The sequence below is a fragment of the Terriglobus sp. TAA 43 genome, from assembly GCF_000800015.1.
Classification (GTDB): domain Bacteria; phylum Acidobacteriota; class Terriglobia; order Terriglobales; family Acidobacteriaceae; genus Terriglobus.
In genome coordinates, this window is record NZ_JUGR01000004.1 from 221,293 (window position 1) to 248,196 (window position 26,904).

22 protein-coding genes and 1 other RNA gene are annotated in these 26,904 nt (G+C 59.0%); 10 read left to right on the plus strand and 13 right to left on the minus strand.

The features are described from left to right. Nucleotides 1-67 precede the first annotated feature (67 nt). A complete protein-coding gene (locus tag M504_RS20330; RefSeq protein WP_047497878.1) occupies nt 68-1,654 on the plus strand; it encodes a Ppx/GppA phosphatase family protein in 1,587 nt (528 codons plus the stop codon). On the opposite strand, the gene M504_RS20335 is transcribed toward M504_RS20330, so the two are convergent. From M504_RS20335 to M504_RS20355, 5 genes are all read right to left on the minus strand, one after another. Beyond that, a complete protein-coding gene (locus tag M504_RS20335; RefSeq protein ID WP_047497881.1) occupies nt 1,606-2,154 on the minus strand; it encodes a histidine phosphatase family protein in 549 nt (182 codons plus the stop codon). The genes M504_RS20330 and M504_RS20335 overlap by 49 nt on opposite strands. Beyond that, entirely contained in the window at nt 2,151-2,840 is a 690-nt protein-coding gene (locus tag M504_RS20340; protein WP_052201124.1) for a class I SAM-dependent methyltransferase, read from the minus strand. The genes M504_RS20335 and M504_RS20340 overlap by 4 nt, the downstream gene beginning before the upstream one ends. Continuing rightward, nucleotides 2,837-3,670 carry a hypothetical protein gene (locus M504_RS20345; protein ID WP_047497884.1) on the minus strand — a complete coding sequence of 278 codons (834 nt, stop codon included), beginning with the start codon at nt 3,668-3,670 and terminating at the stop codon, nt 2,837-2,839. The genes M504_RS20340 and M504_RS20345 overlap by 4 nt, the downstream gene beginning before the upstream one ends. Before the next feature lie 53 nt (nt 3,671-3,723). After that, a complete protein-coding gene (locus tag M504_RS20350) occupies nt 3,724-5,394 on the minus strand; it encodes a 1,4-alpha-glucan branching protein domain-containing protein (protein ID WP_047497887.1) in 1,671 nt (556 codons plus the stop codon). Nucleotides 5,395-5,591: 197 nt separating this feature from the next. Further along, nucleotides 5,592-6,674 carry a BON domain-containing protein gene (locus M504_RS20355; RefSeq protein ID WP_047497890.1) on the minus strand — a complete coding sequence of 361 codons (1,083 nt, stop codon included), beginning with the start codon at nt 6,672-6,674 and terminating at the stop codon, nt 5,592-5,594. A 345-nt stretch (nt 6,675-7,019) separates the two neighbouring features. On the opposite strand from M504_RS20355, the gene M504_RS20360 reads away from it, so the two are divergent. Together M504_RS20360 and M504_RS20365 are read left to right on the plus strand one after the other, a co-directional pair. Then, nucleotides 7,020-7,370: a YtxH domain-containing protein gene (locus M504_RS20360; RefSeq protein WP_047497894.1), complete on the plus strand. Its 351-nt coding sequence runs from the start codon at nt 7,020-7,022 to the stop codon at nt 7,368-7,370. Nucleotides 7,371-7,465: 95 nt separating this feature from the next. Continuing rightward, complete coding sequence (locus M504_RS20365; protein ID WP_047497897.1) at nt 7,466-8,098, plus strand: DUF948 domain-containing protein; 633 nt, start codon at nt 7,466-7,468, stop codon at nt 8,096-8,098. Between the two features lie 59 nt (nt 8,099-8,157). Here M504_RS20365 and mnmA read toward each other — a convergent pair whose 3' ends face one another. The 4 genes from mnmA to typA all read right to left on the minus strand — a co-directional run bounded on the left by mnmA (nt 8,158) and on the right by typA (nt 12,829). Beyond that, a complete protein-coding gene (mnmA, locus tag M504_RS20370; protein ID WP_052201125.1) occupies nt 8,158-9,327 on the minus strand; it encodes a tRNA 2-thiouridine(34) synthase MnmA in 1,170 nt (389 codons plus the stop codon). A gap of 39 nt (nt 9,328-9,366) precedes the next feature. Then, nucleotides 9,367-10,497: a cysteine desulfurase family protein gene (locus tag M504_RS20375; protein ID WP_047497901.1), complete on the minus strand. Its 1,131-nt coding sequence runs from the start codon at nt 10,495-10,497 to the stop codon at nt 9,367-9,369. A 41-nt stretch (nt 10,498-10,538) separates the two neighbouring features. Further along, nucleotides 10,539-10,895, minus strand: a complete 357-nt coding sequence (locus M504_RS20380) for a hypothetical protein (protein ID WP_047497904.1) — start codon at nt 10,893-10,895, stop codon at nt 10,539-10,541. 128 nt (nt 10,896-11,023) lie between these two features. Then, nucleotides 11,024-12,829: a translational GTPase TypA gene (gene typA, locus M504_RS20385; RefSeq protein WP_047497908.1), complete on the minus strand. Its 1,806-nt coding sequence runs from the start codon at nt 12,827-12,829 to the stop codon at nt 11,024-11,026. Nucleotides 12,830-13,111: 282 nt separating this feature from the next. Here typA and ffs point away from each other — a divergent pair. After that, nucleotides 13,112-13,209: signal recognition particle sRNA small type (gene ffs, locus M504_RS21945), an RNA gene on the plus strand. Between the two features lie 98 nt (nt 13,210-13,307). Next, the gene (locus M504_RS20390) at nt 13,308-14,324 is read left to right on the plus strand and encodes a beta-ketoacyl-ACP synthase III (RefSeq protein WP_047497911.1); all 1,017 of its coding nucleotides are present in this window, start codon (nt 13,308-13,310) and stop codon (nt 14,322-14,324) included. 104 nt (nt 14,325-14,428) lie between these two features. Here M504_RS20390 and M504_RS20395 read toward each other — a convergent pair whose 3' ends face one another. From M504_RS20395 to M504_RS20410, 4 genes are all read right to left on the minus strand, one after another. After that, the gene (locus M504_RS20395) at nt 14,429-15,127 is read right to left on the minus strand and encodes a YqaA family protein (protein ID WP_047497914.1); all 699 of its coding nucleotides are present in this window, start codon (nt 15,125-15,127) and stop codon (nt 14,429-14,431) included. A 98-nt stretch (nt 15,128-15,225) separates the two neighbouring features. Further along, nucleotides 15,226-16,086, minus strand: a complete 861-nt coding sequence (locus M504_RS20400) for a menaquinone biosynthetic enzyme MqnA/MqnD family protein (protein WP_047497917.1) — start codon at nt 16,084-16,086, stop codon at nt 15,226-15,228. Between the two features lie 54 nt (nt 16,087-16,140). Further along, nucleotides 16,141-17,664 carry an EAL domain-containing protein gene (locus M504_RS20405; protein ID WP_198137725.1) on the minus strand — a complete coding sequence of 508 codons (1,524 nt, stop codon included), beginning with the start codon at nt 17,662-17,664 and terminating at the stop codon, nt 16,141-16,143. Nucleotides 17,665-17,889: 225 nt separating this feature from the next. After that, nucleotides 17,890-19,974, minus strand: a complete 2,085-nt coding sequence (locus M504_RS20410; protein ID WP_047497923.1) for a S9 family peptidase — start codon at nt 19,972-19,974, stop codon at nt 17,890-17,892. A gap of 153 nt (nt 19,975-20,127) precedes the next feature. Between M504_RS20410 and M504_RS20415 the strand changes: the two genes are divergently transcribed. The 5 genes from M504_RS20415 to fusA all read left to right on the plus strand — a co-directional run bounded on the left by M504_RS20415 (nt 20,128) and on the right by fusA (nt 26,687). Beyond that, nucleotides 20,128-22,476, plus strand: coding sequence for an LssY C-terminal domain-containing protein (locus M504_RS20415; RefSeq protein ID WP_047497927.1), 2,349 nt, complete (start codon nt 20,128-20,130; stop codon nt 22,474-22,476). Between the two features lie 32 nt (nt 22,477-22,508). Continuing rightward, complete coding sequence (locus tag M504_RS20420; RefSeq protein ID WP_047497930.1) at nt 22,509-23,267, plus strand: DUF4239 domain-containing protein; 759 nt, start codon at nt 22,509-22,511, stop codon at nt 23,265-23,267. Nucleotides 23,268-23,485: 218 nt separating this feature from the next. Continuing rightward, nucleotides 23,486-23,869, plus strand: a complete 384-nt coding sequence (gene rpsL / locus M504_RS20425) for a 30S ribosomal protein S12 (protein ID WP_047497934.1) — start codon at nt 23,486-23,488, stop codon at nt 23,867-23,869. Between the two features lie 88 nt (nt 23,870-23,957). Next, nucleotides 23,958-24,431, plus strand: a complete 474-nt coding sequence (rpsG, locus tag M504_RS20430) for a 30S ribosomal protein S7 (protein WP_047497937.1) — start codon at nt 23,958-23,960, stop codon at nt 24,429-24,431. Between the two features lie 162 nt (nt 24,432-24,593). Beyond that, the gene (fusA, locus tag M504_RS20435) at nt 24,594-26,687 is read left to right on the plus strand and encodes an elongation factor G (protein ID WP_047497940.1); all 2,094 of its coding nucleotides are present in this window, start codon (nt 24,594-24,596) and stop codon (nt 26,685-26,687) included. Nucleotides 26,688-26,904: the final 217 nt, after the last annotated feature.

Genomic DNA, 26,904 nt, shown 5'->3' on the forward strand with positions numbered 1-26,904 from the left:
TCGGCAGGGCAGCAACAAACGATGTATGGTGCATAGGGAAGTCTTACCTCGCTCCTGAAGGACGCCAATGCCAACGTTCGCCGCTATCGACATCGGCTCCAATTCCTGCCGTCTCGCCATTGCCAATGTGGAACAGCACCGGATCAAGGTATTTCACGAGGATCGCGAAGTCGTGCGTCTGGGCGAGAGCGTATTTGAAACCGGCGAGATATCACCGGATGCGATGGCGAACACCATCCGTGCGCTGAAGCGATTTCAGAAGGCGGTGCAGGCACAGGTAGTGGACCGGGTGCGCGTGGTGGCGACGTCGGCCATGCGCGATGCGCGCAATGCCGCTGCGTTCACAGCATGGGTGAAGTCGGCCACCGGATGGACCGTCGAAGTGGTCTCCGGTCTGGAAGAAGGAAGACTCATCCATCTTGGCGTTGTCTCTGGCGAGCCGGATGCGCGCGGCAAATGCGTGATGATCGACCTGGGCGGCGGCTCGTGCGAGGTGACCTTCAGCGACAACGGACGCATTCAACAGATGGTGTCGTTGCCGCTTGGTTCGGTGCGTTTGCAGCAGGAGTTTCTGCACAGCGACCCTCCAACCGCAGATGAGTTGCGTCAACTGCACATCTACATCGAACGCGAAATGCGCAAGCTGGAACGCAAGCTGGGTAAGCCGAATGCAGATGCGGTGATTGCTACGTCTGGCGCGGCTGCGGCGTTGGCAGAGGCGAGTCAAAGCACATTCTTAACCAAGGCCAAAGCGAAGGTTGTGCGCGTTGGGAAGAAGTCTGCTGCGGTGAAGCGCGTGGTCAGGAAGCTGTCGCTGCTGGAAGCGGATGCGGCATCGGTAAGGAAGTTAGCCAACCGTCTGGTGAAGATGAAGAACAGCGAGCGCATGGTGGTTCCCGGCATTGGACCGAAGCGCAGCGAGATCATCATTGGCGGCGCGTTTGTCTATGCATCCATTCTGGAACGGCTGGAGCTAAGCGGGTTTCGCTATTCGCCACTGGGACTGCGCGACGGCATTCTGGCGCAGATGCTTTCGGACTCTGATGAGCGCGCGTCCGTCCATAAAGCTGTTGAGCAAGAGCGTTGGGAAGGCGTGCTGCAGGTCTGTCGCCGTTACAACATCGATCTGAAGCGTGCGGACGCGGTGCGTGCGGATGCGGTGAAGTTGTTCGACGCGCTGGAGCGTGTGCATGGCATGTCGCCGGACCTGCGTGAGTTGCTGGCTGCTGCGGCAATGATGAACGAAGTGGGTAAGTTCATGAACCATCAGGGGCATCACCGGCACGCGCAGTACATCATTGAGAACTCGGAAATCTTCGGCTTCTCACCCACGGAACGCACCATCATGAGTGCGATTGCGCGCTACCTGGGCAAGAGCCGTCCGGATGGCATGGATCGTCCGCTACGCGCGGTTCCGGTGGAGATCCAGGCAGATGTGGTGCGTTGTGTTGTGCTGTTGCGACTTGCGATTGGGCTGAATCAGAACCGCGCCACGCAGCCGGTGCATGTGAACGTGCGCGTATACCCCAAGCGTGTGTTGCTGGAGTTGAGTGCAGCGAAGGGTGGAGCAGAACTGGAGCAGTGGTCGCTGAAGAAGGAAGCGCCTTACTTCCGCGAAATCTTCCGTCGCGATCTGGTGGTAGAGCTGGCGTAAAGCGTACGGATGACGCGTGGGTCCAGCATCCATTGCAGCGTGGCTGCGCCGCGTTCCAGATTCAGTTTGGCAATCGCACCTTTGCGCAGGCGAATGGATGCAGGTGGACGGCTGGCGCGTGTCTGCTGTGCGGGCTGCATCAGCGTACCCAGGAACTCGACGAGATTGGGGCTGTGGCCCACCACCAGAAGTGATTCCACGCCACTGCATTCCATCAGCAGTTTTTCAAACTGCGCATAGGTGGCAGAGGGTGCAAGCGCGTCGCTCAGAACGATCTTCTGCTCGTAACCTGTTTCCGTGCCCACGAGCGATGCCGTCTGCAGGCTGCGCTTCAGCGGACTTGAGACAACGAGATCAAAAGTCACGTTCATGGTGGTGAGAGTGTTGCCCAATAGAAGGCAATCGCGCTTGCCCGCTTTATCCAGCGGGCGCTTCACATCGAGTACCGGGTTTGATCGGCGTTGACCGGCCGACGCATGTCGCAGCATGTACAGGTTCATTGCAGCTCTGATTTTATGCTTTTGACTGCGTTTGCGTTGTTAACGCGTTGCCACAGCTCGCTGACGAGAAGACCACCAAGCCTGGTTTGTTGTTGCTGCATGTGCCATCCATTGCGTTGAAGGATCACTCCATACGCGGGCAGTTGCTGCGCACGCAGGCCGGTGAGGACGCGGAAAGCAACGTAGAGCATCCGCACAATAAGGCGCGACGGAAGCCGCATCACACCATGATTCGGGACGCGAAACTCTGAGATGACCCATCGTGCATCCGGAGTGGTGCATGTCGCTGCGTCGTGCGCGATGCTTTCCACTTCCGCATCGTTCAGACAGTCGAGAAAGAAGTGCGTGGCGATGAGGTCGAACCGTTTGTCCGCGACGGCTTCGGGAAGCCCGCGGTTCAGGGGCGTGCGGAGCGTTTGCAGACGAAGTTCTGCACCGACGGCATCGCAACGCTTTCGCAGCGTGTGCAGCATGGCTTCGCTGGCGTCGATGGCAAAGGCGTCCGCTGCTTTCGCTTCCTGCAGCAGGGCAGCGGTGAAGCGGCCATCGCCATCGCCTAGTAGAAGCGCGTGTTGGGTGTTGCGAAGTTGTGGAAGGAAGTGGAAGCGGCAATGTTCAAGAGCCGTGCCGAAACTGAGATATTCCATCCAGCGATAGGGTTTCGCCAGACGATCAAAGCCGCTCATGCTAGGTATCGCAACAGCGGCCACAGCAACAGAGGCGTGAGCAGTGCGGCATCGGTAAGTGCGCGCATGCGGACTGCGGAGACGCGCGGCTCCAGCCGATCAAGCCCGCGAAGCAACAACGCGGCGGCCATAAGGGCGAGTGCTACACCGCGTGCCTGCGGCAGAAACAGTGCGATGGCGGCATTGGCAAGTGCGAACGCCAGCGTGATGCCGCGGAAATGCTCCACAGCCCAAGTCGTCGCAGGATCAGTGGTCGCGGATTCAGCGCGCGCGATGCGCACGCAGTTGAGCCAGCAGAGGATGCCGAACGCTGCTGCGCACAACCATTCCGCCACATGATCTTTATGCAGAAGACAAGGTGCGGCAATGGCGATGGCGAAAAACAATCCCACCATCCATTCTTTCGGGACTCGGACCTTCAGCCAGTGAACCGCAGCGGCGTATGCGATCAAAGGAATGACAAGCAGCAGCCAGGCAATCCGAACGGTATGCGGAAGCTCTACCAGCAAGACCAGGACGGTAGGCAGGGCGAAGCCGATGGCAACAAAAAATCCCCAGGCGTGTTCCGCGTGGAAACGATGGCGGTCTTCCAGTGAGGATGCTTCATGTTGAGCATCACCGAGACGGTCTGCCGCATAGAAAATCCAGACGGCGAGTGCGAGCGCCAGGGGAGCCGTCCACGGCAACACGACATGGAAGGACGCGGCAAAGAACGCAGCCCATACCGCAGCTACTGTGGGTGCATCCAGACTTAGAAGATGCCAAATCTCCAGAGGAGCCCGGCGCGCATGGCGTTCCGTGCTTGGTGCGACGATGGCGGTGGTGGCCACACCTATAGTTTATCGAGTCTGGAGGGCGGGGTGTGGGAAAGCCCCCCGCCATTTCAGGATTTCCAGTCAGCTGGATTCAGGTCCGGAAACAGGTCGTCCACGCGCTCCAGTTCGGCCAGGGTGGCCTCTTCTTCCTCTGTGAGCGCGCGATTGTCGGTGATGGTCAGCCACATGGAGCGTAATTGGGAGAAGGCATCGGCGTGTTCCCCGAAGCGCTTTTCGGCGTAGTCGCGAGCTGCTCCTGTAGTAATGAGCGTGGGCCAGTCGCTTGATTCCATGAGCAGAAGTTCGCGGCACATCTGTCGTGCCACCCGCCCGGCCTGCCCCCCAGCCGTCCATTGCAGAGACTGTGCAGCGTCGCGCACGGCGAGCTGCGCGGCATAGACCTTGCTGAGCAGTGACGAAGTTTCGCTGTTTAGCCAGACGCTGTTGTCGCCGTTTGCGCCCCAGGAGCCTTCCGACATCCGAACACGGCCCGCAGTACCGTGTTGGGCAAGATATTCCTCAGTGGTGGTGGCGTGGACACCATGCGTACCGTTATGCAGGATGCGGAAGACGTTCTCCAGAAACTGCACACCTTCATGCCACCAGTGGCCAAAGAGCTCCAGATCAAACGGAGCCGAGAGGAGCAGCGGTGCATTGTCTGGACTGGGTTGCGAGCGCAAGGTCTCGGCCACCAGCGAAATGAAGTGTTCCGCGTGGACGCGAGACCGCTCCCGCGCGGCATCAGGGTGATACGGTTCCTTGGCCTCCATGCCAAGGTTGGCACCCGTTACGCGCCAGTAACGATGTCCTCCAGGCCAGCGCTTCTTGTGGAAGTCCAGATAGTCGAAGTCGCCGGGATATCCACCTTCGGGACTCCATACCTGGGCGGCCGTGCGGGGATCGCGCGCAAGCACGGCAACGTTGCTGTCACCGATGCGATAAGGACGATAGAACGAGGGGGATGCGCCGGAAGAATGCAGCCCGTCGTCAATTCGTTCCGCATTTTGAACCAGATGCGCGTCGACGAAGGTGAAGCCGATGCCGGTCTCGGCGAGAGCTGTTTCAGCGCCAATACGCTGCGCCGCCTGCCAGGCATCGTCACGGCCTTCCGGTGCTACGGGGAAATGCCATTTGCCTTCAGGCCGGTATCCAAATTCCGGCAACCACGCACCGGTGGTATCTGTGCCGATGAGTTTGCGGTGCGCCTGCACTGCTGTCCGAAAATGCGCCAGCACGCTCTCATCCGTTCCCAGCAGGGGGACGTAGCCGTGTGTGGCTGCGGAAGTCAGCAGGGAGAGAGAACCGTTTTGTTGGGCGTTGCGGAATCCAGCGATCAGGTCGCCGTTCAGCAATTGCAGTTCTTCCAGCGACTGCGTAAAAAAACGCTCCCAGTGGCGTGCCAGACCAAGAAGGTGAGTTTCATTTGCAAGTTCGAAAAATCCGGCATCTTCGCGGGCGGCAGCAATCTTGCGTTCCAGGTAAGCCGGTAACTCGTCGCGGAAATCCTGATGTGCCAACTGCTGCAGCAGAACCGGGGACAGGCTCACATTCATGTGAACCGGGATGCCATCCTCCTGCAGGGTCCGCAAGGTGCGCAGAAGCGGGAGATAGGTCTCGGCAGCAGCTTCCAGCAGCCACTCCAGCCCGTGGGGCCAAGTGCCGTGATGCAGTACGTACGGAAGATGGGCGTGCAGGACAAAACTGACATAGCCAGCTGTGCCGGAGGAATGTTTTTTCATGCAGTCTGTGTTCTCGCGCCGATCGTGTAGGGGCAGTACGGCTTCCTAAGAGCCACGGAAAGTGATTCACGGACGTTCGCCAGCATAGTAGCATCGGCCTTCGCTAGTTGGCTGGCAAGGGTCATGCCCGTGTAGATGCAAAAGGCCGGCGAAATGGTTCGCCGGCCTTGGGTTGCCTACGCTACTTGTACGTGCGATTAACGGTTCTGCATTCCGCTTCCGTCTCCACCGCCCGCGTGTGTGGAGGTGCGAACCGCCACGGCGTTCGTCAGGCTGAAGCGGACGACGCTCTCACTGGGGATCTGGACCTGTTCACCGCGTGTCACCGCGTTGATACCAGCACCGGTACCGCCGCCAGCGGCAGCGCCGATTGCAGCGCCCTTGCCGCCACCAAAGATGCCGCCAAGGACAGCGCCAGCCGCGGCGCCTACGCCCGTCTTGATGGCGGTGTTCTTGCCACGGCCTTTGCCTTCAACGCTATAGGGCGTAACGGCTAGCGGGATGTTCTGTCCGCGCACCGTCACACCGCTGAGTTCCACGGTAAGGAGCGAAGACCCTTTAAAGTGAGCGGCTTCGTGGACTTCCGTCACCGTTCCGGAGACGACCGAACCACGCGGAATGACCAGCATGCCGTCCTGCACAATGTCGGTTGCCACGGCGCCGGAGAATCGTTCGCCCTGCTGCGTGCTGGCGCTATCCAGCGTCTGGGTGACGCGTACGGGGATCGTGGTGCCGGAGGGAATCGTAATGGTACGGACCACCGGCTGGGGTGGCGGCGGTGGCGGAGCAGGCTGCTGCACCGGCGCAGGGATCGGTGCGGGAGCGGCTGCCCGTTCAATTGGAGCTGGCGCCGGTGCCGGAGTGTTGCGCACGGGGGGCGGCGGTGGGGTCTTCTTCGCCACCATGACCGGTACCCGTGGTGCGGGAACGGTTTGAGTCGGGACTTCGGGTTGAGGTGTGATGGCGGCAGCGCTTACGGGCGGTGTTGCGGGATTGACGGTGATGTTGTTCACCACCTGGCGGACACCTGTGACGCCTGCTGCGTCATTTGCTGCAAGGGTGCGTGCAGCCGCGTTGCTGACGGCACCGCTCAGGGTGACCGCACCATTCGTCGTTGAGACCTGGACGGGTTCGTTGGCCAGACCGCTTTCAGCAGCAATCTTCTGCTGCACCTGCGAGGTCAGTGTGGCGTCGTCAACAGGGGCTGCCTGTTTGCAGCCTGATACGCCAACCAGCAATACGGCGGCGAGCGCAATGTGATTCGTAAACCGGATGCTCATACTCGTCAGAACTCTCCTGGGATCTCTGCACGATCTTCGCCTGTTTAAAGGCTGCGTGCCAGATTTCCGTGTATATAGGGAACGCTGTCCCTGTTTAAGCAATAGGACGCTTCCCGATTTGTTTCGGCTTCCGTTTTATATTGGTTTTCGAATTCCGTACAGGTTTCTTCAGTGGGCAGAGCAGTCGGCAACCCGACTGCTCTGTCACGCATCCGTGAGAACTGGGATAGGCGCATCAGGTCCGCGGGCGCAGAAGCATGTAGGCTCAAACCCAGGATCAATGTGCACGATCCCGTGCCGCACGAATCCCGGCAGTGTTAGATATTGATTTCAGGAGAAGACGAGATGGCAGACGATAACATGAGCGGTCTGGGATGGTTCCTTGCGGGACTTGGTATCGGTGCGTTGGTGGGTGTTCTGTACGCACCAAAGAGTGGCCGTGAAACTCGCGAAGACCTTGCCGCGCAGGCGCGTGACGCAAAGGAAAAGGCCAACCAATATGTGGAGCAGGGCCGCGATCAAATGAACGATTACGTTGACAAGGGCCGCGAGTATTATGACAAGGGCCGCACACAGTGGAGCCAGTACGTCGACAAGGGCAAGGATTTCCTCGCCCAGCAGCAGGACAAGGTCGCCTCTGCCGTGGATACCGGCAAACAGATCTATCAAGAGAAAGTCGAAAGCCAGACTTACTAAAGACCTACTAGAATCAAAACGCAATCAATCGGAGCCCGCGACCCGCACGTTCGCGGGCTCCTACTCTTTACGCCAATTCTGTAAGTGAGTCACCCATGACCGAGTCGCAAGCGCATTACATAGTCATTTTTTCCGGCATTAGCGCCGTTGGCGTTCTGCTTGGTGCCATTGCCTTCAGTATCTTTGCTCTTTCCTGCGCCCATCTCCTGAAAGAACTGCGAGGCCTGATGTCAGAGGCCCAGGGCAAGGTGTATCCCATCCTTGAAAATGTGCAGGAGATTTCGGAGAAGGTTGCCGACATTTCGACCACGGTGCGCGAAACCACCGCGGACGTCGCTCCGAAGATACGCCGCGTAACGCAGAACCTGGCCGACACCAGCGACCGTTATCATGCACGACTCGCGGAAGTGGATGAGCTTGTTGGCGACACCACGCGTCGGGTGCGGAACCAAACAGAGCGCGCCGATGCGTTCGTGACGAACAGCCTCGATCGCACGCACGAAGTGGTGAACACCACCATTGGTCGCGTGCAGCATCTGCTGGATTCACTGCACAACGCAATTTATGCGCCGGTGCGGCAGATTTCCGGCCTTGCGAGCGGCGCACGCGCCAGCATCGAATCGCTGATATCGAGCTTTGCACCGAAGCACACTCCGAAGACTCCCAAGCCAACGGCATTTGAGGGTGAGAGTGTGTATACGGGGTATGAGGACGATTACCACGCGTAACTTACGCGGATGATTAAGCAATGAGCGGATGCCTTGAGGCATCCGCTTTGTTTTGGCCGTTAGATCAGCCAGCCGCCGCCGACCACGACATCGCCATCGAAGAACATCGCTGCCTGCCCCGGTGTGATGGCGCGCTGCGGTTCGTCAAAGACGATCTCTACGCGGCCATCTTCCAATGGACGAATCGTTGCATTGGCGGGTTCGTGGCGATGACGAATCTTGGCCTGTACGCGCATCGGTTCATGCAGCGTTTCAATGCTGATCCAGTTCACGCGGTCAGCAACACCGCGCGTCTGGTGCAGCTCTTCTTCCTGCCCCACCACTACGCGATTGCTTGCGGGCTCAATGCCCAGTACGTAGAAGGGCTCGCTGTGGTGGCGATGCAACTGCTGCTGAATGCCCTTGCGCTGCCCCACGGTGAAGCTGTGAATGCCTGTGTGTGAGCCAACAACTTCGCCGCCCGCGGTAACAAGGTCGCCCGACGTCTCGGGCATCTCACGGCCCTGCTCTTCCAGGTAGGCGTGCAGGAAGGCCTTGTAGTCGCCGCCGGGAATAAAGCAGATCTCCTGCGAGTCTGGCTTCTGCGCCACACGTAGGCCCTGCTCCTCCGCCATGGCGCGGACGGCAGGCTTCTGCATCTCGCCCAGCGGGAAGATGGTGCGGCTCAACTGCTCCTGCGTGAGTCCGAAGAGGAAGTAGGTCTGATCCTTGCTGCGATCCGCAGGACGGAGCAGCAGCCAGCGGCCACGCTCTTCGTCATAACGCACGCGCGCGTAGTGTCCGGTAGCAACGCGTTCTGCACCGATGCCGCGCGCGGTCTTGAGAAGCTCGTCGAACTTTAGATGGTTGTTGCACAGCGTGCAGGGAATCGGCGTGCGGCCCGCAAGGTAGTCGTTCACAAACGGCTGCACCACGTCCGCTTCGAAGCGGCGCTGCTGATTCACCACGTAGTACGGAATGCCAAGCTGACCGGCGACGCGACGCGCATCGTAGACGTCATCCAGCGAACAGCAACGGCCCGTAACCTGTTCCGGAATGCCATCCTTGCCGGAGAGGCGACGCTGATCCCATAGCTGCAGGGTGAGTCCCACCAGCGTGTGTCCCTCCTGCTGCAGGAGAGCGGCCACGGCAGACGAGTCCACGCCGCCGCTCATCGCTACAGCGATGGTGGACGCGGGATCAGGAGCGGGAAACGCGTGCTCCGCCGGGTTGGGTGCCGTGGTGGCCATCACCCTTTATTTTCGCAGGTTTTCGCCACAGATGCAGGGCTACAAAGAACGCAGACGGCGGACGGCGGCAGTGGTGATTGCAATGGCGCGATCCACTTCCTCGTCGGTCGTCAACCGGGAAAGAGAGAAGCGCACGCTGGTGTGTGCCTCTTCGTCGTTCAGGCTCATGGCGCGGAGGACGTGCGAGGGCTCAATGGCGCCGCTCTGGCAGGCGGAACCGCCGCTGATGGCAAGTCCCTGCAAGTCCAGTGCAATCACCAGTTCCTCGGCATTTACACCGGCAAAACGGATGGAAAGTGTGTTGGGGACACGCTCCGTATTGCCACTGTTCACGGCAGCCTCACCTAGCGCCAGCAGTGCTTCCTGCAGGCGGTTACGCCGCTGTTCCAGTTGCTGCGGACCATCGCTGGCAAGCCATTCGGAGGCCAGTGCCGCCGCTGCTCCAAAGCCGACGATGCCTGGGACATTTTCTGTTCCGGCGCGCCGTCGGCGCTCGTGCGTGCCTCCATGCAGCATGGGCCGCAGTGTCACGCCTTTGCGCACCCACAGAGCGCCGACACCCTGTGGCGCGTGCATCTTGTGCGCGGAGAGACTCAGCAGGTCGCAGCGGAGGTAGTCCACGTGGACGGGGATTTTCCCCGCGCCCTGCACCGCGTCCGTGTGTAGCAGGGCGTCGTGCTTGTGCGCGATCTTGCCGATCTTCGCAATGGGCTGGATGACACCGGTTTCATTGTTCGCCAGCATTACGCTGACGAGACGCGTATTCGGCTGCATTGCAGCGGCGATGGCTTCATGTTGAATCACGCCTTCGTGGTCTGGCAGCACACGCGTTACAGCAACGCCTTGCTTCTCAATGGCGTCTGCGGCATGCAATACCGCGTCATGCTCGATGGCGCTGACGACGAGGTGATCGCCCGCATTCAGGATGCCGAAGAGTGCGAGATTATCGCTCTCTGTGCCGCCGCTGGTGAACGTGACTTCGGACGGCTTGCCGCCGATAAGCGCAGCTACCTGGTCGCGCGCTGCATCTACGGCATCGCGCGCATCGCGGCCAAAGGCGTGGACGGCGCTGGCATTGCCAAAGCGCGCATTCCAATGCGGTTCCATCGCGCGCAGCACATCGGGCAGCACGGGCGTGGTGGCATTGGCGTCAAGGTAGATGCGCTGCATCTTCAAAAGGCTACTATCTCGCGGGGATTCTGCAGAATGCGCTAGTTGCGGTAATCGCGGTAGTGGATGAGTTCGGAGATGCCGATCCAGAGATCGAGCACGCCGAGTCCGCTAACGAGTCCGCGTGCCCAGCCTTTGATCAGGACGGCGTGAAGCGCGGGGAATTGCAGTAGGAGTTCGTTCTGATCCCACATCTGTTTCCACCACGGCAGAACTGCGATTAGCAGGCCCAGGTACAGGCAGAAAACCACCAACACCACCAGCGAAAGCCGCTGTAACCAGATGGGCGCGGGAGGTGGGCCGATGGGCTCGTCCGTGGCGCGCGCGTGCGCCGCTTCCACCCGGGACTGATGCGCTGGGGAAGATGCGGCGAACTGAGACTCGGTCGGTGCGGCCATGCAGTCTTTACGCTACCAGAGCAGCGCATTTGGTGCAGGGTTCCGGGGTACTCCGAAATGGTCACACAAAAGGAAAAGCGCAGCGATTGTGGCCGCTGCGCTTCTTCTTTTCGTGTTTCGTGTCGCGATTATTCGCCACCGCTGTTGCGGCGCGGACGACGGTTCGCCTGCAGCACCTTCTTACGCATGCGCAGCGACTTCGGCGTCACTTCAACCAGTTCGTCGTCAGCGATGAACTCAATGCACTGCTCCAGCGTGAGCTGCTTGTACGGCACAAGACGCAGAGCTTCGTCAGCAGAAGAAGCACGCATGTTCGTCAGCTTCTTTTCGCGAACGCAGTTCACGTCCAGGTCGTTGTCGCGGCTGTTCTCGCCCACGATCATGCCTTCGTACACGTCGATGCCGTCGCCCAGGAACAGAACGCCGCGCTCCTGCAGGCCGTTCAGCGCGTAGGTCGTCGTAACGCCGGTACGGTCGCTGATCAGTGCGCCCGTCGGACGCTGCGGAATCTCGCCCTGGTAAGCGATGTAGCCGTCGAACAGGGTGTTCATTACGATGGTGCCGCGGGTTTCCGTCAGCATTTCGCTACGCAGACCGATCAGGCCACGCGAAGGCACCTTGAACTCCATGCGTACACGCGAGTCGCCGTGCATCTTGACCATTTCGCCCTTGCGGGGTCCAAGCTTCTGGATCACGGTGCCGCTGAACTCGTTGGGAACGTCGATGGTCACGTACTCCACCGGCTCCATCAATTGGCCGTCGATGCGCTTGGTCACGATCTCAGGACGACCAACGGTAAGCTCAAAGCCTTCGCGGCGCATCATTTCGATCAGAACAGCAAGCTGCAGTTCGCCACGGCCCAGCACCTTGAAGGTATCCGGGCTGTCGGTGTCTTCCACGCGGATGGACACGTTCGTCTGCAGTTCCTTGTCCAGGCGCTCGCGCAGGTTACGGCTGGTGACGTACTGGCCTTCGCGACCTGCGAACGGCGAGTTGTTCACCGAGAACTGGATCGCAATCGTCGGCTCATCAATGACGATGGGCGGCAGCGGTGCAGGGTTCTCAATGCTGGTGATGGTCTCGCCGATCGTCAGGCCAGCCACACCGGCAACCGCGATGATGTCGCCTGTCGTGGTCTCTTCAATGTCCGTACGCTTCAGGCCGCTGAAGCTGAACAGTTTGGTGATCTTCACGGGTGACAGAGTGCCGTCGACGCGTGCAATGTTCACCATGTCGCCGGTCTTCAGCGTGCCGTTGAACACGCGGGCAATACCCAGGCGGCCCAGGTAATCGCTGTAATCCAGGTTCGTCACCAGAATCTGCAGGGAGCCATCAGGATCGCCTGTTGCAGGCGGAATGGTCTTAACAATCGTCTCAAACAGCGGCTGCAGATCGGTGCCTGGGGTTGCAAGATCCATGGTTGCGGTACCGGCCTTACCGTTGGTGTACACCACGGGGAAGTCGAGCTGGTCTTCTTCTGCGTCCAGATCAATGAACAGGTCATAGACCTCGTTCAGCACTTCCTGCGGACGAGCATCGGGACGGTCGATCTTGTTGACGACCAGCACCGGCTTCAAACCAGCGGCAAGCGCCTTACCCAGCACAAAGCGGGTCTGGGGTAGCGGGCCTTCCGATGCGTCGACGAGCAGAACTACACCGTCCACCATCTTCAGAGCGCGTTCCACTTCGCCGCCAAAGTCGGCGTGGCCCGGTGTGTCGACGATGTTGATCTTGCCCTCGCCGTAGTTCACGGCGGTGTTCTTGGCGAGAATGGTGATACCGCGCTCGCGTTCCAGGTCGTTCGAGTCCATGACGCGGTCGGCGACTGCTTCATTAGCCCGGAAGGTGCCGCTCTGCCGCAGCATGGCGTCCACAAGTGTGGTCTTGCCGTGATCGACGTGCGCAATGATGGCGATGTTGCGAATCGTGCTCAAACTTTTGGTTCCTTATCGTTTCGCGAGTGGTATCGCGAGAATCTTGCAGGCGCACGCGTGAATTCAGAATGAACACGCCGTGGGCAGACAGAGGGAAACGCACAGGCAAGACACCTGAAACTGAATTCAGGGACTCCGCGCGCATCCTTTCTAGTCTACAGGAGGACGGGCAAGTGCATCTTTTGTTGCTTCAAGTTTGTCCGTGGTGCTTTTCCTCAGCCACATATTCACGGCGTTCTGCCTGTGCGGTTTGCATGGCCGATCTTTGGTAGACTAGGGCAGTGCCGGGTCCCACGCGACTCATTCTCACAAACCCCGCCAGGCCCGGAAGGGAGCAACGGTAGTGAGCTCTTGAGTGCGCAGTGGGTTACCCGGCGCTTTTCTTTTTGCAGTGCTTGTGGGATGAAAAATGGCAGCAGGGGTATGCTGTTGACTGACGTCGACAGGCCTTGCGGCCCGTTGCGTGGAGGTCGGTTCGTTGAGTTTGGAGTTGAAGCCGCGGGTATCAGTCCGCGCAAAGATTTCGTCAGTGGGAACGTACGTTCCGGAACGCATTTTGACCAACGCCGACCTGGAAAAGATGGTCGAGACCAACGACCAGTGGATTCTGGAACGTACTGGCATTCGCGAGCGCCACATGGCCGCAAAGGGACAGGCGACGAGCGACCTGGCAGTGGAAGCTGCGAAAGATTGCCTGGCGAAGCGAGGCATCGATGCCAGCGAGATCGACTGCATTGTCGTTGGGACCGTCACGCCCGACATGCTATTTCCCGCCACCGCGTGCCTGGTGCAAGCAAAGCTGGGAGCCACGAAGGCATGGGGATTTGACTTGAGCGCCGCTTGCTCGGCCTTCACATACTCGCTGCAGGTGGGTGCGAAGTTTATTGAAAGCGGCACGCACAAGAAGGTGCTGGTGATCGGCGCGGACACGATGAGTTCCATCGTGGATTACACAGATCGTTCCACGTGCATCCTGTTTGGTGATGGTGCTGGTTGCGTTCTGCTGGAGCCCTGTGAAGAAGGCGAAGTTGGCCTGATCGATTTCCACCACGAGGTGGACGGAAATGGTGGCCCTGCGCTGAACATGCCTGCGGGTGGCAGTCTGAAGCCGTCCAGCCACGAGACGGTCGATGCTCGTGAGCACTTCATCCGGCAGGATGGGCAGACGGTGTACAAGTTTGCTGTGCGCAAAATGATGGAAGCCAGCGAAACGGTTCTCGCGCAGAATGGCGTGGCTGGTACGGAGATCGCAGCGTTCATTCCACATCAGGCGAACAAGCGCATCATCCTGGCCACGGCAGAACGCCTGGGCATGCCGCTGGAGCGTGTTGTGATCAACATTGATCGCTATGGCAATACGACCGGTGGAACGATTCCGCTAGCTATGGGGACTGCGCTGGAAGAGGGACGCCTGAAGAAGGGCGATCTGGTTCTGCTGGCGTCGGTGGGCGCTGGATTCACCGTGGGCGCGACGCTGTTGCGCTGGGAGTTCTAGGCACTTCGTGCGGTTCTCGACGTCGCTTTCGCGACGTGGTTCTTACTCCGTTTTCAAAAGATGAAGAAGCCCGGCCTCGCGCCGGGCTTCTTCATTTGAGTGCCTTATGCAGCTGCGGGAGCTGCCGCCGTCTGTTTGCGTAGACGGTTCTGGCGAAGTTTCACGACGGCGTAGATGACGCCGAACAAAACAGATCCCCAGACAACCACCAGCAGAATCCATCCGTATTTTTCCGCGAAACGTAGATAGATTGGCATTATGCGTCGACCGTAGTGCATACCCAGCCAGGCGAAGAAGGCATGGCGGACGAAGCGGCTTATGCTGAAGCTCAAATAGAACTTTGATTGCGGCATCTTCAGCGCGCCTGCCGCTATAAGGAACGGCATAAGGGGCGCAGGCGGCGGAAGAATCGCTGGAAGAGCGGTGGAGAGAATAGAGTGTTCCTCCGTCCAGCGGCGCATGCGGTCACGGAATCGTTGCGGAACGTAGCGGTCCATGAGTGCGAGACCACCGATGCGCCCGGCCTGGTACGAAATGCCTGCGCCAACGATGGAGCCGAGCGTGGCGATGACCGTTACCACGATCCATTCCTGTCGCTGGGCCGCGAGCAACGTGACGAGGATGTCCGATGAACCGGGAATGGGCAGCGGGATTGGCGAGGAATCGATGACGCAGATAAAGAACAGGCCGAGGATACCCAGGCGGAAGAAATAGCGTGTGATGCGGTCCGTTGGCGTATAGGCGTGGCGGTGCTTTGCTTGCCGGAGCGTAGTCTTAGCGGCTGTCTGCAGGAGGGCCAGCATCGTTACAGCTTAGGACGCGTTTTTCTGTCGCGAAGTCTCGAAAAACGGCCGCCATTTGGTGCAGAGGCCCCTGAGGCAATTTTTAGAGGAAGCAGAGACTACTTCGACTCGTTCAGCAGTTGGAACTTGTAAGCGGGCAGGGTTCCCGTCTTTTCCGCGAGATAGAAGAAGCGATGGATCGCCGTAAGGCACTCTGCGTCGAGGATGTAGTGGATGTTTTCCGAGAGATAGTAGCGAATAGTGTCCGGCAACAGCGGCAGACGGGGCGTCCACTCAGTGACCAGCTCTTCGATGTGATCCAAACCGGCGTCGCGTGATTGCTGAAGATCGCGTGTGAGCTGTTGCGGCGTGATACCGGTCTCCTCAAGTGCCGCGGTGCGAACGGCCCAAACAGCGGCCACCCAGGGAAGCTGCGTGTGTTTGCGCCAGAGCTTCGCCACGTCGATCCATGTGTGGTCAGGGAAGTGGTGCTGGCGGTTATGCTCTTCCAGCGCGAGCAGGGCGGGGTCGCCGATGAGCAGCGCCGCATCACTGGTGGCGAGCATGTGTGCCAGGTTCGCGTCTTCTTCGTGAACATCTGGCGTGTTGCCGTAGAAATGCTTCAGAAGCAGGCGAACATAGGCGGCGGAGGAGCGGGAGGCTGCGTCCGTGGCCAGCGTGCGAATGTCTTCCAGCTTCAGGCCGGGACGCACTACAAGTTGAATGGAGCGCACGGTGTCCAGCGATGCAATGGTGCAGCCGGGGACGGCAACAATGCCGGGAATGAGTGGTAGCGACGCAATGGGCACCAGGCCAAGGTCAGCTTCTCCACTGGCCAATTGGGCAGCGCAATGCGAGGGAAGGGTGTAGTGAATGTCGTATCGGGCGGCGAGGCGCTCCCGTTGCGGCGCATGCTCGAAGTCATAAAGCAGCGGCGCGGGATTCAGGAAGCTGATGGCGGCAATACGAAGTTTCTTCACAACACCAGATTCGATGACTCGTTGGTCAGTTTCGGTGCGGCTAATACAAAGTCATTACACGACGGTAGTCTGTGGCGTGTCCTTGTTCGCCTGCGCGTTGGTTCTAAAGTATTCGATAAACGTTTGTGGATCCACAGGTTTGCCAAAAAGCCATCCTTGACCGCAGGCCACGCCGCGTTCCCGAAGATACTGTGCCTGCTCCTCCCGTTCGACGCCTTCCGCGACGATCATCAGGTGCAACTCGTTGGCCATTTCAATGATGTGAGGGATAACGCGCCCCGAGGCGGAATCAGATCCGATGGCGTCTACGAAGGATTTGTCGATTTTAAGAACGTCGAGCGGCAGAGAGTGGAGTACCGAGAGGCTTGAATAGCCTGTACCGAAGTCATCCACAGCGATAGTGTGTCCACTGGAGCGCGCCTGGGTGAGCGAGTTGCGCGCCATGTCCGGATGGATGAAAACGCGTTCGGTGGTTTCCAGCCAGATGCGGTCCGGCTCAATGCCATTGGTCTGGAGCAGACTTAACAGGAAGGGAAGCGGGCGACCCGTTTCGGCGTCGCGGGCGCAAAGGTTGATGGAGACATGGCACCCTGTGTCGGTCTGCAGCAGCTCCCGCATATCCTCCACCACGCGCTCCATGATGATGTCCGTGATGGCGCAGATCAGCCCGCTTTGTTCTGCCAGCGGGATGAACATATTCGGCGCGATCATGCTGCCGTCCGGACGTTTCCAGCGGGCGAGCGCTTCTGCACCCACGCAACGACCGGTATTCAGTTCCACAATAGGCTGATAGTGGGCGATGAACTCGCGCTTGCGGACTGCAATCTCAAGCTCTGCCAGCGGAGATAGACGGCGGCGAAGCGCCAAGAAAACCGCCACAACAATCAGAACGCCCAGGAGCATGCCCAGGGGGAGAAGAACGTTGCGCTCGCGCTTGAAATCATTTTCCGCGTAGCTGTGCTTCTCCATCGCAACTGCGATCCAGTCGGGCGTCCGGTAGCTGGAGTAAATCAGCTCGTGCGATTCGCCGGGACCAGTTTGCACCAGGGCCTGATGCAGCAGTTCAGGATCAGGATTGTTCAAGGTGGAAATGACCTGACCTTTTCCGTTGGCCAGGGCAAGTGACATCTCGTTGTCGACCAGCACGTCCACCATGAATGCCGGATCGACCATCACGTTGTGATCGCCGTATTCCAGGCCGACGGCAAAATTCCCGTGGCTCACCTTTGGGCGCACGTGCATATGTATGCCAATGCCGTCTGTGGTGAAGTAGTTCGTCGGGCGACGAGCAATGGTGGTGTCGACGATTCCCCAGGAAGTGCAGGCAAGGTGATCGCCTTGATAGAAGCCCATCTCGCCCACAGTGCGGTGGGACATTACGTCGAATCGCATAGCAGCGATGTGAGCAGAGGAGCAGTCGTGAAAGCCCTGGCGGTCAATGTCCTTGAGCGCGGCAGTGGCATCCTGCATCGTTTTCTGGGTGCGCTCAATAGTCCACTGCGCATATTCCGTCAGATGGCGCTGCTCTGCCTGTACCGAGCGCGCACGGCTGATGAAATACAACGTGACCGGCGGCACAGAGGCAGCAAGGCAGGCAAACAGGACTGCTCCGGTGATGAGCTTCCAACGAGTCAATACGACCTATCCGAGATAAGAGAAGTAGCTCGAGAGTTATCCCGTTGGGCGATGTATATCACGACCGTGTGACATCAGAGACGACTTTCGTACGGCAGTAACAAGCAAAAACAATGCGCATGAACTTTGTGCGTTCATGCGCATTGAAGTTTCAGAGTTTTGCAGAAGCTACTTCATGTTGTCTTCAAACCACGCAATGGTACGGGCTGTGCGGTCCTGCGAGTGCAGCGGATTAGAGAAGCCGTGGCCTTCATTGGGATAGACCACAAGTTCTGTCTTCTTTCCGAGAGCCTTCAACGCGTGCCACATCTCGTAGCTTTGCGGTGCGGGGCATTCACCGTCACGGTCGCCAACAAGGATGAGTAGTGGGGTCTCCACGTTCTTGATGAAGTTGATCGCGGAGGATTTTGCGTACGCTTCCGGCGCGTCATAGACGCTTGCTCCGAAGAACGGAACCATCCATTGATCGATGGAGTTTTCGCCGTAATAGCTCTGCCAGTTGCTGATCCCTGCACCTGCAACTGCAGCGCGGAAGCGATGCGTCTGCGTGATGGCGAACATGCTCATGAAGCCGCCGTAGCTCCAACCGGTAAGGCCCAGGCGATGGTCGTCGACCGAGTATTGCTTCTCAACCGTGTCGACGCCCTTCAGGATGTCGCGAAGATCACCATAACCAAAGTCCTTGCGATTGGCCTGTACGAACGCTTCACCCTGGCCGAAGGAGCCGCGTGGATTGGCCGTGAAGTAGAAGTAGCCAAGGTGTGCGTAGAGGCCTGCTCCCGCACCACCGAACGACGGACCAGCCTGCGCCGAAGGGCCGCCGTGAACGCTGACGATCATGGGGTACTTCTTTGCTGCGTCATAGTTCTCAGGAAGCGTGAGCCAACCTTGCACGTGGTAGCCCTCGTTGTCCCATTCCAGAGAAAGAGTCTTCGTGGCGGGCTTGGTAGCGTTCGTGTTCAGGTGCGTGACGGCATTGGCTCCATGCGTGGTGCCGATGTAAACCTCGGGTGCCTGTTCCGGGCCTGCGGAGACGAAGGCTGCGATCTTCGCCGTGGTTGAGAACGAGAAGGACGCAGCAGCGCGACCGCTTGCGACCGATTGCTGTGCTGTCCAGAGTTGGAGAACCTCGGTCTTGTTGGTGCCCAGAATGCCCAGGTGTGTCTTGCCGGATTGATATGCGGAAAACAGGATGTGGTCAGGGTCGGCCCATCCGAGATAAACGGGTGTGTCCTTGCGACCGGGTGTCAGGTTCTGCAGGCCATTGCCATCTGCGCCCATCAGGTAGACGTCGCCGCCCGTGGAACCCTGGTCAGACATCAAGCCGCCAATGAACGCGATGTTCTTGCCGTCTGGCGAATAGCGGGGCACGGCGATCTGCAGACCGTGGAGTGAACCGCCAACCGTCACAGGATTCAGGATGGACTTTGCCGCATCGGGTTGGCCGGCGGGCGCGGTGTACATCTGCGCAATCCACCAGGTGTTTTCGCCCGGCGGGTTGGAGGCGACGAAAGCGATGTGCTTGGCGTCGGGCGCCCAGTCGTATTCATACGCGTGAAGAGTCTTGGGCGTGAGGATGCTGAGGTTGCCGGTATGCGCGTCTGCTGCAGCCACCCACTGAATCTCAACGCCGTCCTGGCCAACGATGCCTGCTGGCGGTTTCATGGCAGCGAGAGCGCCTGCGGAGCGCGTGGCGTTCTCTACATAAAGGAAGGCGATGGACGAACCATCAGGAGCCCAGGCAGGCGAAGTGAGCGTGCCTTTGATGTGGGTGAGCTGCTTTACTGCTCCATCGGTGGAGCGCAGCCAGAGTTGCGGCTGTCCGTCGGCGCAGGTGGCCACGAAGGCGAGCGTCTGGCCATCGGGCGACCAGCGGGGAGCGCTGCTGGAACAGCCTTCGCCAGCGGTGATCGCGGGTTCCGTGGGATTGGGCGCGAGCGCTTCGCTGATGTGAAGCTGCATGCCGCTGCGCCCGCGGCCATTGCGTCCACCGCCTGCTGCGGTGGGTTCGGCGGCGACCAGCCACGCGAGCTTCTTACCGTCGGGCGAGAGCTCGACCGCGCCGATCTGGCGGACAGGCGTGCCGCCGCGCTGTGCCTGCTCATACTCAGCGATGCGCGGATCGGGACGGTCGAAGAACTTCATCTCCGGCGTGAAGACGTTGGTGGTCTCGCTGCCTGGGCGCTGGGCTGTGGCAGAGAAGAAAAGGCTGGTGGCGGCAAGGGCCGCGGTGGCGAACAATCTGGTGCGCATGGAGAGAAGGCTAGCAGAGAGCGCGGCAGTATTTGCAGTGGGAAATGTGGGCTCACACCAAACTGGCATGGGCCTGTAAACGAGGGGCGGTTAAGATGACAGCGTTAACACCAAAAATCTACGAACGATGGGGCAGAGCAGTTGAGTACGCTCATGTTTGCGGTTCGCCGCGTGATGGAATTTGGCGCTTTTGCGCTGTTTTGCAACGGTGCGGTGGCGCAGGTGGTGTTGCCAGAAAAGACTGCGCTGGAGATACGACTGACGGAGCGTGTGGCCACGCATACGTCAAAAGAAGGTTCTCCTGTACGGGCCATCCTCGCGGCTCCTGTACTGCAGGGCGACAAGGTGGTGCTGCCGCTGGGCAGCAAGGTGGAAGGCCGCGTCGTTCATCTGAACAGTGTGGGGCTTGGTCTGAAGCATGAGACTTCATCCATCGGCCTGGCGATGGATCGGATTGTCCTGCCCGACGGCACAGTGGTGCCCATCACCGCGAAGGTGGCGCAGATTGAGAATTCGCGCGAGGTAGTACAGAAGAACGGGCGCATTTCCGGCGTGCGATCGACCGGAACGTTGAGTCATAAGGCTTCGGGTGCGGCGGGAACGCTGGCGTTCAGCAATCCGATCGCGTTGATATTTATCACGACATCATCCGCGTCGTTGCTGCGCTTCTCCGACCCGGAAATTTCGCTACCGGCCAATGCGGAATTGATTTTGCTGACAACGGCTCCCATACAGGTGGGAACTGGAGTTGAGCCGGGAGTCACTCCAGTTGCGCAGGATGAGGCAGCTTCAACGAAGCTGCAGGAGATGATTCACAAACAGCCGTTCCGCACGATGACGTCGCCAAAGCCGGTGCCGTCCGACATGACGAACCTCATGCTGATCGGCAAAGCCGATGCGATACACCGCGCTTTCGAGGCTGCTGGATGGATGCAGGTGGATGACCTCACGGCGACGTCGACCTATCAGACAATCCGTTCCATCTCAGAGGAGGAAGCCTATCACCGGGCTCCCATGTCGTTGCTCACGCTGGATGGCCAGAAGCCCACGTACGCATTGGCGAAGACGCTGGATACCTTTTCCAAGCGGCATCATCTGCGCGTATTTGCTACGAACGATCAATGGGACGGCGAGCAGGTGTGGGTCTCTTCGTCGACGCAGGATATCGGCATTGGATTCTCTGCTGACCAGAAGACGTTCATTCACCAGATCGACCACAATATTGACCACGAGCGTACGAAGGTTGTGAATGACCTGATGCTGACTGGCTGCGTCACCGCGTTGAACCTGGTGGCGAGGCCGTGGCTACCGGAGCATCCGAAGAACGGCACCGGCGAAGAGATTGTGACGGATGGCCGGATTGCCGTGATCAAGCTGAATGATTGCGCAGCCCCACTTAATGTTCCGGCGAAGGATCAGACGGCGGAGCTTCCCGTGCATCCCAACGTTGCTACCAAGGCGACGCGTCAGACCACGTTGACCTTGCGGAATATGTTGCTGCGCGACAACCTTGCAGTGACCGCGTATGGCGGAGTGAAGCAGGGCCTGGGCCTGAAGCATCCGAAGCCTCCTGAGCAGCCTATTCCGACGGAATCTGTAATCGACATGGATCGGTATGCCATCGGGCAGTCGGACACTGCGGCTCCTGAGGCGAGTCCGCAGGAACCGATCAAGCCAGGGCTTCCCGTAGGCACTCTCGCTGTGACCAAATCGGGGCTGCCGCGCTATACGGTGGAGCTCGGAGTGCACAGCGGATATGCCGGATACTCCGGCGGCAATGGCGGCTCAGTGGGCTACGTGTTCCTGCCAGACAATCTCAATGATCCGGTGTACATCACTGCTCTTGGTAACGAGCATTTTGCGGGATGGAACCTTGGCGGATCGGTGACGCTGAACACGCGCGAGCACTTCTCGCATGAGTTCACGTTTGACTACAACCGAACCCCGTTCGAGGTGCAGTTTGTGGATCTGAATCTGGCGACCGGACCGGACGAAACCGACCCGGTGACGGAAGCAGAGTTTGGGTTTGAGGAGTCGACGCTCTCCACAACGGAGTTCGGGTACAACTTGCAGTACCACCTGACGCGACGGGATTCGCGCTGGCGACCGTACGTCTTTGCCGGGCCTTCCGTGCGGTTGATGCACCTGACGGACGCGCCCATCACCAAGGCGTCTCCGTGGTTCAAGCTGGGGCTCAGCACGGTGGGTATCCTGACCGCCGCGTGGAAATATGGCACAACCCCACCCCTGGAGGGAGGCGGTGTCTTCCAGGTGGGCCTGCAATATGGCGGCGGTGTGAAGTATCGGGTGTCGCGGCGGGTGCTGGTGCGGGCGGACTATAAAGAGACGCTGACTGGCCAGCCGGATTTCTGGTCAAAGTCGAAGAACGATATCTTCGATCCGAACGAACTGCCGGGCTACACCCTGGAAATCATTGGCCCCTTTAACGAGGGAGTCATGCGCCAGCAGCGGGCGACAATGGGCATCTCTTTTGTGTTTTAAGAACTCTCATCGTGCTGTAAGGCCCCACTTGCATGAGTGAAATCCTGATCGCAGTTGGAATTTTTGTTTTGCTGACGACGTCGTCGATGTTGGCGATGTTCGAGAATACGCGGCTGACGATTTCGCATCGGAGCGATGAGACAGCCGCAGCGGTGCGAAACATCACGAGCATCTTTGTTGTGGTGGCATCTCTGGTATTTGGCCTGATGCTCAACTCTGCGAAGAACACCTACGAGACGATCAATGCAAACGTCCACGGATATGCCACGAACCTGATCATTCTGGATCGGATGCTGCGGAGTTATGGGCCTGATGCTGAGTCTGCGCGACTTGCCCTGCGGCGTTATACCGAACAGGCCATTCTTAAGCCAGCGCGAGCCGATGACGTGTTATCGAACACGGGCGATTCCACGGGTCGCACTCTGGAATATGTTGGCGATCTAGTCGCGCGCATTATCCCTGCAGACAGGTACCACGATTCGTTGTTGCAGGATTTGCGCCAGAACTACAACCACATCGTGCAGCAACGGTGGGCGATTGTGGAGCAGTCAGAGGGCAGTACGCCGGGATTGTTGGTGGCGATGCTGGTGGCCTGGCTGGTGGTGATTTTCATCGGTTTTGGATATCGCGCGCCGCGCAATGCCATGGTGATTGGCACCCTGGTACTCTCAGCGCTGCTGATTTCTGGTTCGTTGTACCTGGTGATGGACATGAATGTGCCGTTCAAAGGGCCCATTCAGGTTTCTGACCAGCCGCTACGACGTGCACTGCAAGAAATGGAGCGTCAGTAGATTCCATTGACGCTCCGTACCATTCTTGGTACAGTGGAAGGGTTCTAAGGTTTCCTACCCGTGGTGCGTCTCGACGTGCCTGAGGTGGGAGGAGTTCGCAAGTGCGTCTGAGTTTTGGGTGCGCGGCGTCTCGTCAAGGAAAGCCCATCGCCTCGCCGGCGACTGGTGCAGAGACCCAAAGTTCAGCAACATAAGATACGAAGTTTCAGGGAGTTATCGTGCCTACGTTTCATCAGCTTGTGAAAAAGGGCCGCAAGGCGCCGAACTATAAGACGGCTAGCCCGGCACTGCAGGGATCCCCGCAGCGCCGTGGTGTGTGCACCCGTGTGTACACCCAGACGCCGAAGAAGCCGAACTCGGCGCTCCGTAAGGTAGCGCGTGTTCGTTTGACCAACGGAATCGAAGTCACTTCGTATATTCCGGGTGAAGGCCACAACCTGCAGGAGCACTCGATTGTGCTGATCCGCGGTGGCCGTGTGAAGGATCTGCCGGGTGTGCGTTACCACATCGTTCGCGGCACGCTGGATAGCGTGGGCGTGGCGAAGCGTACGCAGAGCCGCTCGAAGTACGGCGCAAAGCGTCCGAAGCAGGCAGCAAAGTAAATTAACGATCCGTCCGAACTATGGACGGACCCAAGCCCAGGTTGCTTGAGAAGTCTACGGCGCTGGGGGAAGAAGAAAGAAGAGAACGATGCCACGTAAAGGTCATATTGCAAAGCGCGAGGTAGCTCCGGATCCGGTATACGGTTCCACCCTCGTAACGAAGTTTGTCAACAGCATGATGTGGGGCGGCAAGAAGTCGACTGCGCAGAAGATTTTCTACGCAAGCATGACGGGTCTGGAAGCCAAGGGCGGCGGCGATGACGCTCTTACCCTGTTCAAGAAGGCTGTTGAGAACGTGAAGCCCCTGCTGGAAGTGAAGAGCCGCCGTGTTGGCGGTGCGAACTACCAGGTGCCGATCGAAGTTAACCCCGAGCGCCGCACCTCCCTGGCGATCCGCTGGCTGGTTAGCTACGCACGTTCGCGTGGCGAGAAGGGCATGGTCGACAAGATGACGGCCGAGTTGCTCGACGCTGCGAATGGCCGTGGAGCGGCCATGAAGAAGAAGGAAGACGTACACCGTATGGCTGAGGCGAACCGTGCCTTTGCTCACTACCGCTGGTAGTTACGTCATGGCACTTACGTCTTTCGTAGGTTGCTACAACGCTGTAACACACATGTACTAACTTGGGACCCAGATTCAGGAGTAAGTCAGGCGGGCTGGCTTACTCCTGAAGCTGCGAAGGGCAGCGGAAGCCAATACGTTCCGCAGAAGAGATAAAACACCGTGGCACGCACAATTGCTCTGAATAAATGCCGCAACATCGGCATCATGGCTCACATCGACGCCGGTAAGACGACGACCACCGAGCGCATTCTGTTCTACACCGGTGTTAACCACCGCATTGGCGAAGTGCACGAAGGCACCGCGACGATGGACTGGATGGAGCAGGAGCAGGAGCGCGGCATCACGATCACGTCGGCTGCTACGACGTGCATGTGGAACAACTACCGCATCAACATCATCGATACGCCCGGCCACGTGGACTTCACGGCGGAAGTAGAGCGTTCGCTGCGTGTTCTGGATGGCGCCGTGGCCTGCTTCGATGCAGTTGCCGGTGTGCAGCCCCAGTCGGAGACGGTGTGGCGCCAGGCTACGAAATACAAGGTTCCGCGTATCTGCTTCATCAACAAGATGGACAAGAACGGCGGCGACGCTGAGTACGCAACCGGCACCATCCGTGAGCGCCTCGGCGCGAACGCGATCATGCTGCAGCTCGCGATCGGCGCAGAGGCAAAGTTCGCTGGCGTCATCGACCTGGTGCAGATGAAGGCGATCCTGTGGCACGACGAGACCATGGGCGCTGAGTATTCTGTGGAAGAGATTCCTGCGGCTCAGTTGGAGAAGGCGAAGGAGTTCCGTCAGCACCTGATCGAAGCTGTTGCTGATAGCGACGACGCGCTGATGGAGAAGTACCTTGAAGGCGTCGAGCCGACGCTGGAAGAGCTGAAGGCCGGTATCCGCAAGGCGACCATCGGCATGAAGATCTTCCCGGTCCTGATGGGTTCGTCGTTCAAGAACAAGGGCGTGCAGACGCTGCTGGATGCGGTTATTGATTACCTGCCCAGCCCGCTGGACATTCCTCCGATGATCGGCCGCGATCCGGAAGATCCGGAAGTTGAGATCATCCGCAAGGCTGACGACAACGAGCCGTTCTCCGCGCTCGGATTCAAGATCATGACCGACCCGTTCGTGGGTCAGTTGATCTTCATCCGTAACTACTCGGGCACGCTGAAGACGGGCGACTCGGTTCTGAACCCGCGTACGCGTAAGACGGAGCGCATTGGCCGTCTGCTGAAGATGCACGCGAACAAGCGCGAAGAAATCACGGAGATTCTGGCCGGCGATATCTGCGCTGCTGTGGGTCTGAAGAACCTGGTTACCGGCGACACGATCTGCTCGGACAAGGCACCTGTTGTTCTCGAGTCCATCGACTTCCCGAACCCCGTGATCGAAGTTGCGGTGGAGCCGAAGACGAAGGCCGACCAGGAAAAGATGGGCATGGCGCTGGCCAAGCTCGCGCAGGAAGATCCTACCTTCCGCGTGCGCACGGATCAGACGAACGGCCAGACCATCATCTCGGGCATGGGCGAACTTCATCTCGAAATCATCGTGGACCGCATGATGCGCGAGCACAAGGTGGAAGCCAACGTTGGTAAGCCGCAGGTGAACTACCGCGAAACCATCAAGGGCAGCTCGGAAGCAGAAGGCAAGTACATCCGTCAGTCGGGTGGTTCGGGTAACTACGGTCACGCGAAGATCCGTATCGAGCCGAACGAAGTTGGTAAGGGCTACGAGTTCTCCAACGACACCAAGGGCGGCGCGATTCCGAAGGAATACATCAAGCCGATCGACCAGGGTATCCAGGAAGCGATGGCTGGTGGTGTTCTGGCTGGCTTCGAAATGGTCGACGTCAAGGTTTCGCTGTATGACGGTTCGTACCACGATGTCGACTCGAACGAAATGGCGTTCAAGATTGCCGGTTCGATGGCATTCAAGGAAGCTGCCCGCAAGGCAAAGCCAGTTCTGCTGGAGCCGGTGATGGCTGTCGAAGTGACTGTTCCCGAAGACTACATGGGAACCGTTATCGGCGATCTGAACTCGCGTCGTGGCCGCATTGAAGGTATGGAAATGCAGGGTGGCGTTCAGGCCATCAAGGCAACCGTGCCGTTGTCGACCATGTTCGGCTACGCTACGAACCTGCGTGGTTCCACGCAGGGCCGCGGTAACTTCTCGATGGAGTTCAAGCAGTACGAGGAGACCCCGCGCAACGTGAGCGAAGAGATCATCGCAAAGACGCAGGGCAAAGAAGCTAAGTAGTTCGTCTTAGTTTCCAGTCTTAGTAGTTTGGGAGGGCACGGCTTCGGCTGTGCCCTCCCGCAAGTTTCACGAGGGATTTACCTCGTAGTAGTAAATTTCATACTTTGCCCGCAGGGCATGAGGGAGCAAGAGAGCAATGGCGAAGGAAAAATTTGACCGTAGTAAGCCTCACGTAAACGTTGGCACGATTGGTCATATCGATCACGGCAAGACGACG

Coding starts and splice junctions, on each gene's coding strand:
- M504_RS20330 (WP_047497878.1), top strand. CDS start 68: ATGCCAACGTTCGCCGCTATCGACATCGGCTCCAATTCCTGCCGTCTC.
- M504_RS20335 (WP_047497881.1), bottom strand. CDS start 2,154: ATGAACCTGTACATGCTGCGACATGCGTCGGCCGGTCAACGCCGATCA.
- M504_RS20340 (WP_052201124.1), bottom strand. CDS start 2,840: ATGAGCGGCTTTGATCGTCTGGCGAAACCCTATCGCTGGATGGAATAT.
- M504_RS20350 (WP_047497887.1), bottom strand. CDS start 5,394: ATGAAAAAACATTCCTCCGGCACAGCTGGCTATGTCAGTTTTGTCCTG.
- M504_RS20355 (WP_047497890.1), bottom strand. CDS start 6,674: ATGAGCATCCGGTTTACGAATCACATTGCGCTCGCCGCCGTATTGCTG.
- M504_RS20360 (WP_047497894.1), top strand. CDS start 7,020: ATGGCAGACGATAACATGAGCGGTCTGGGATGGTTCCTTGCGGGACTT.
- M504_RS20365 (WP_047497897.1), top strand. CDS start 7,466: ATGACCGAGTCGCAAGCGCATTACATAGTCATTTTTTCCGGCATTAGC.
- mnmA (WP_052201125.1), bottom strand. CDS start 9,327: ATGGCCACCACGGCACCCAACCCGGCGGAGCACGCGTTTCCCGCTCCT.
- M504_RS20375 (WP_047497901.1), bottom strand. CDS start 10,497: ATGCAGCGCATCTACCTTGACGCCAATGCCACCACGCCCGTGCTGCCC.
- M504_RS20380 (WP_047497904.1), bottom strand. CDS start 10,895: ATGGCCGCACCGACCGAGTCTCAGTTCGCCGCATCTTCCCCAGCGCAT.
- M504_RS20395 (WP_047497914.1), bottom strand. CDS start 15,127: ATGCTGGCCCTCCTGCAGACAGCCGCTAAGACTACGCTCCGGCAAGCA.
- M504_RS20410 (WP_047497923.1), bottom strand. CDS start 19,974: ATGCGCACCAGATTGTTCGCCACCGCGGCCCTTGCCGCCACCAGCCTT.
- M504_RS20415 (WP_047497927.1), top strand. CDS start 20,128: ATGTTTGCGGTTCGCCGCGTGATGGAATTTGGCGCTTTTGCGCTGTTT.
- M504_RS20420 (WP_047497930.1), top strand. CDS start 22,509: ATGAGTGAAATCCTGATCGCAGTTGGAATTTTTGTTTTGCTGACGACG.
- rpsG (WP_047497937.1), top strand. CDS start 23,958: ATGCCACGTAAAGGTCATATTGCAAAGCGCGAGGTAGCTCCGGATCCG.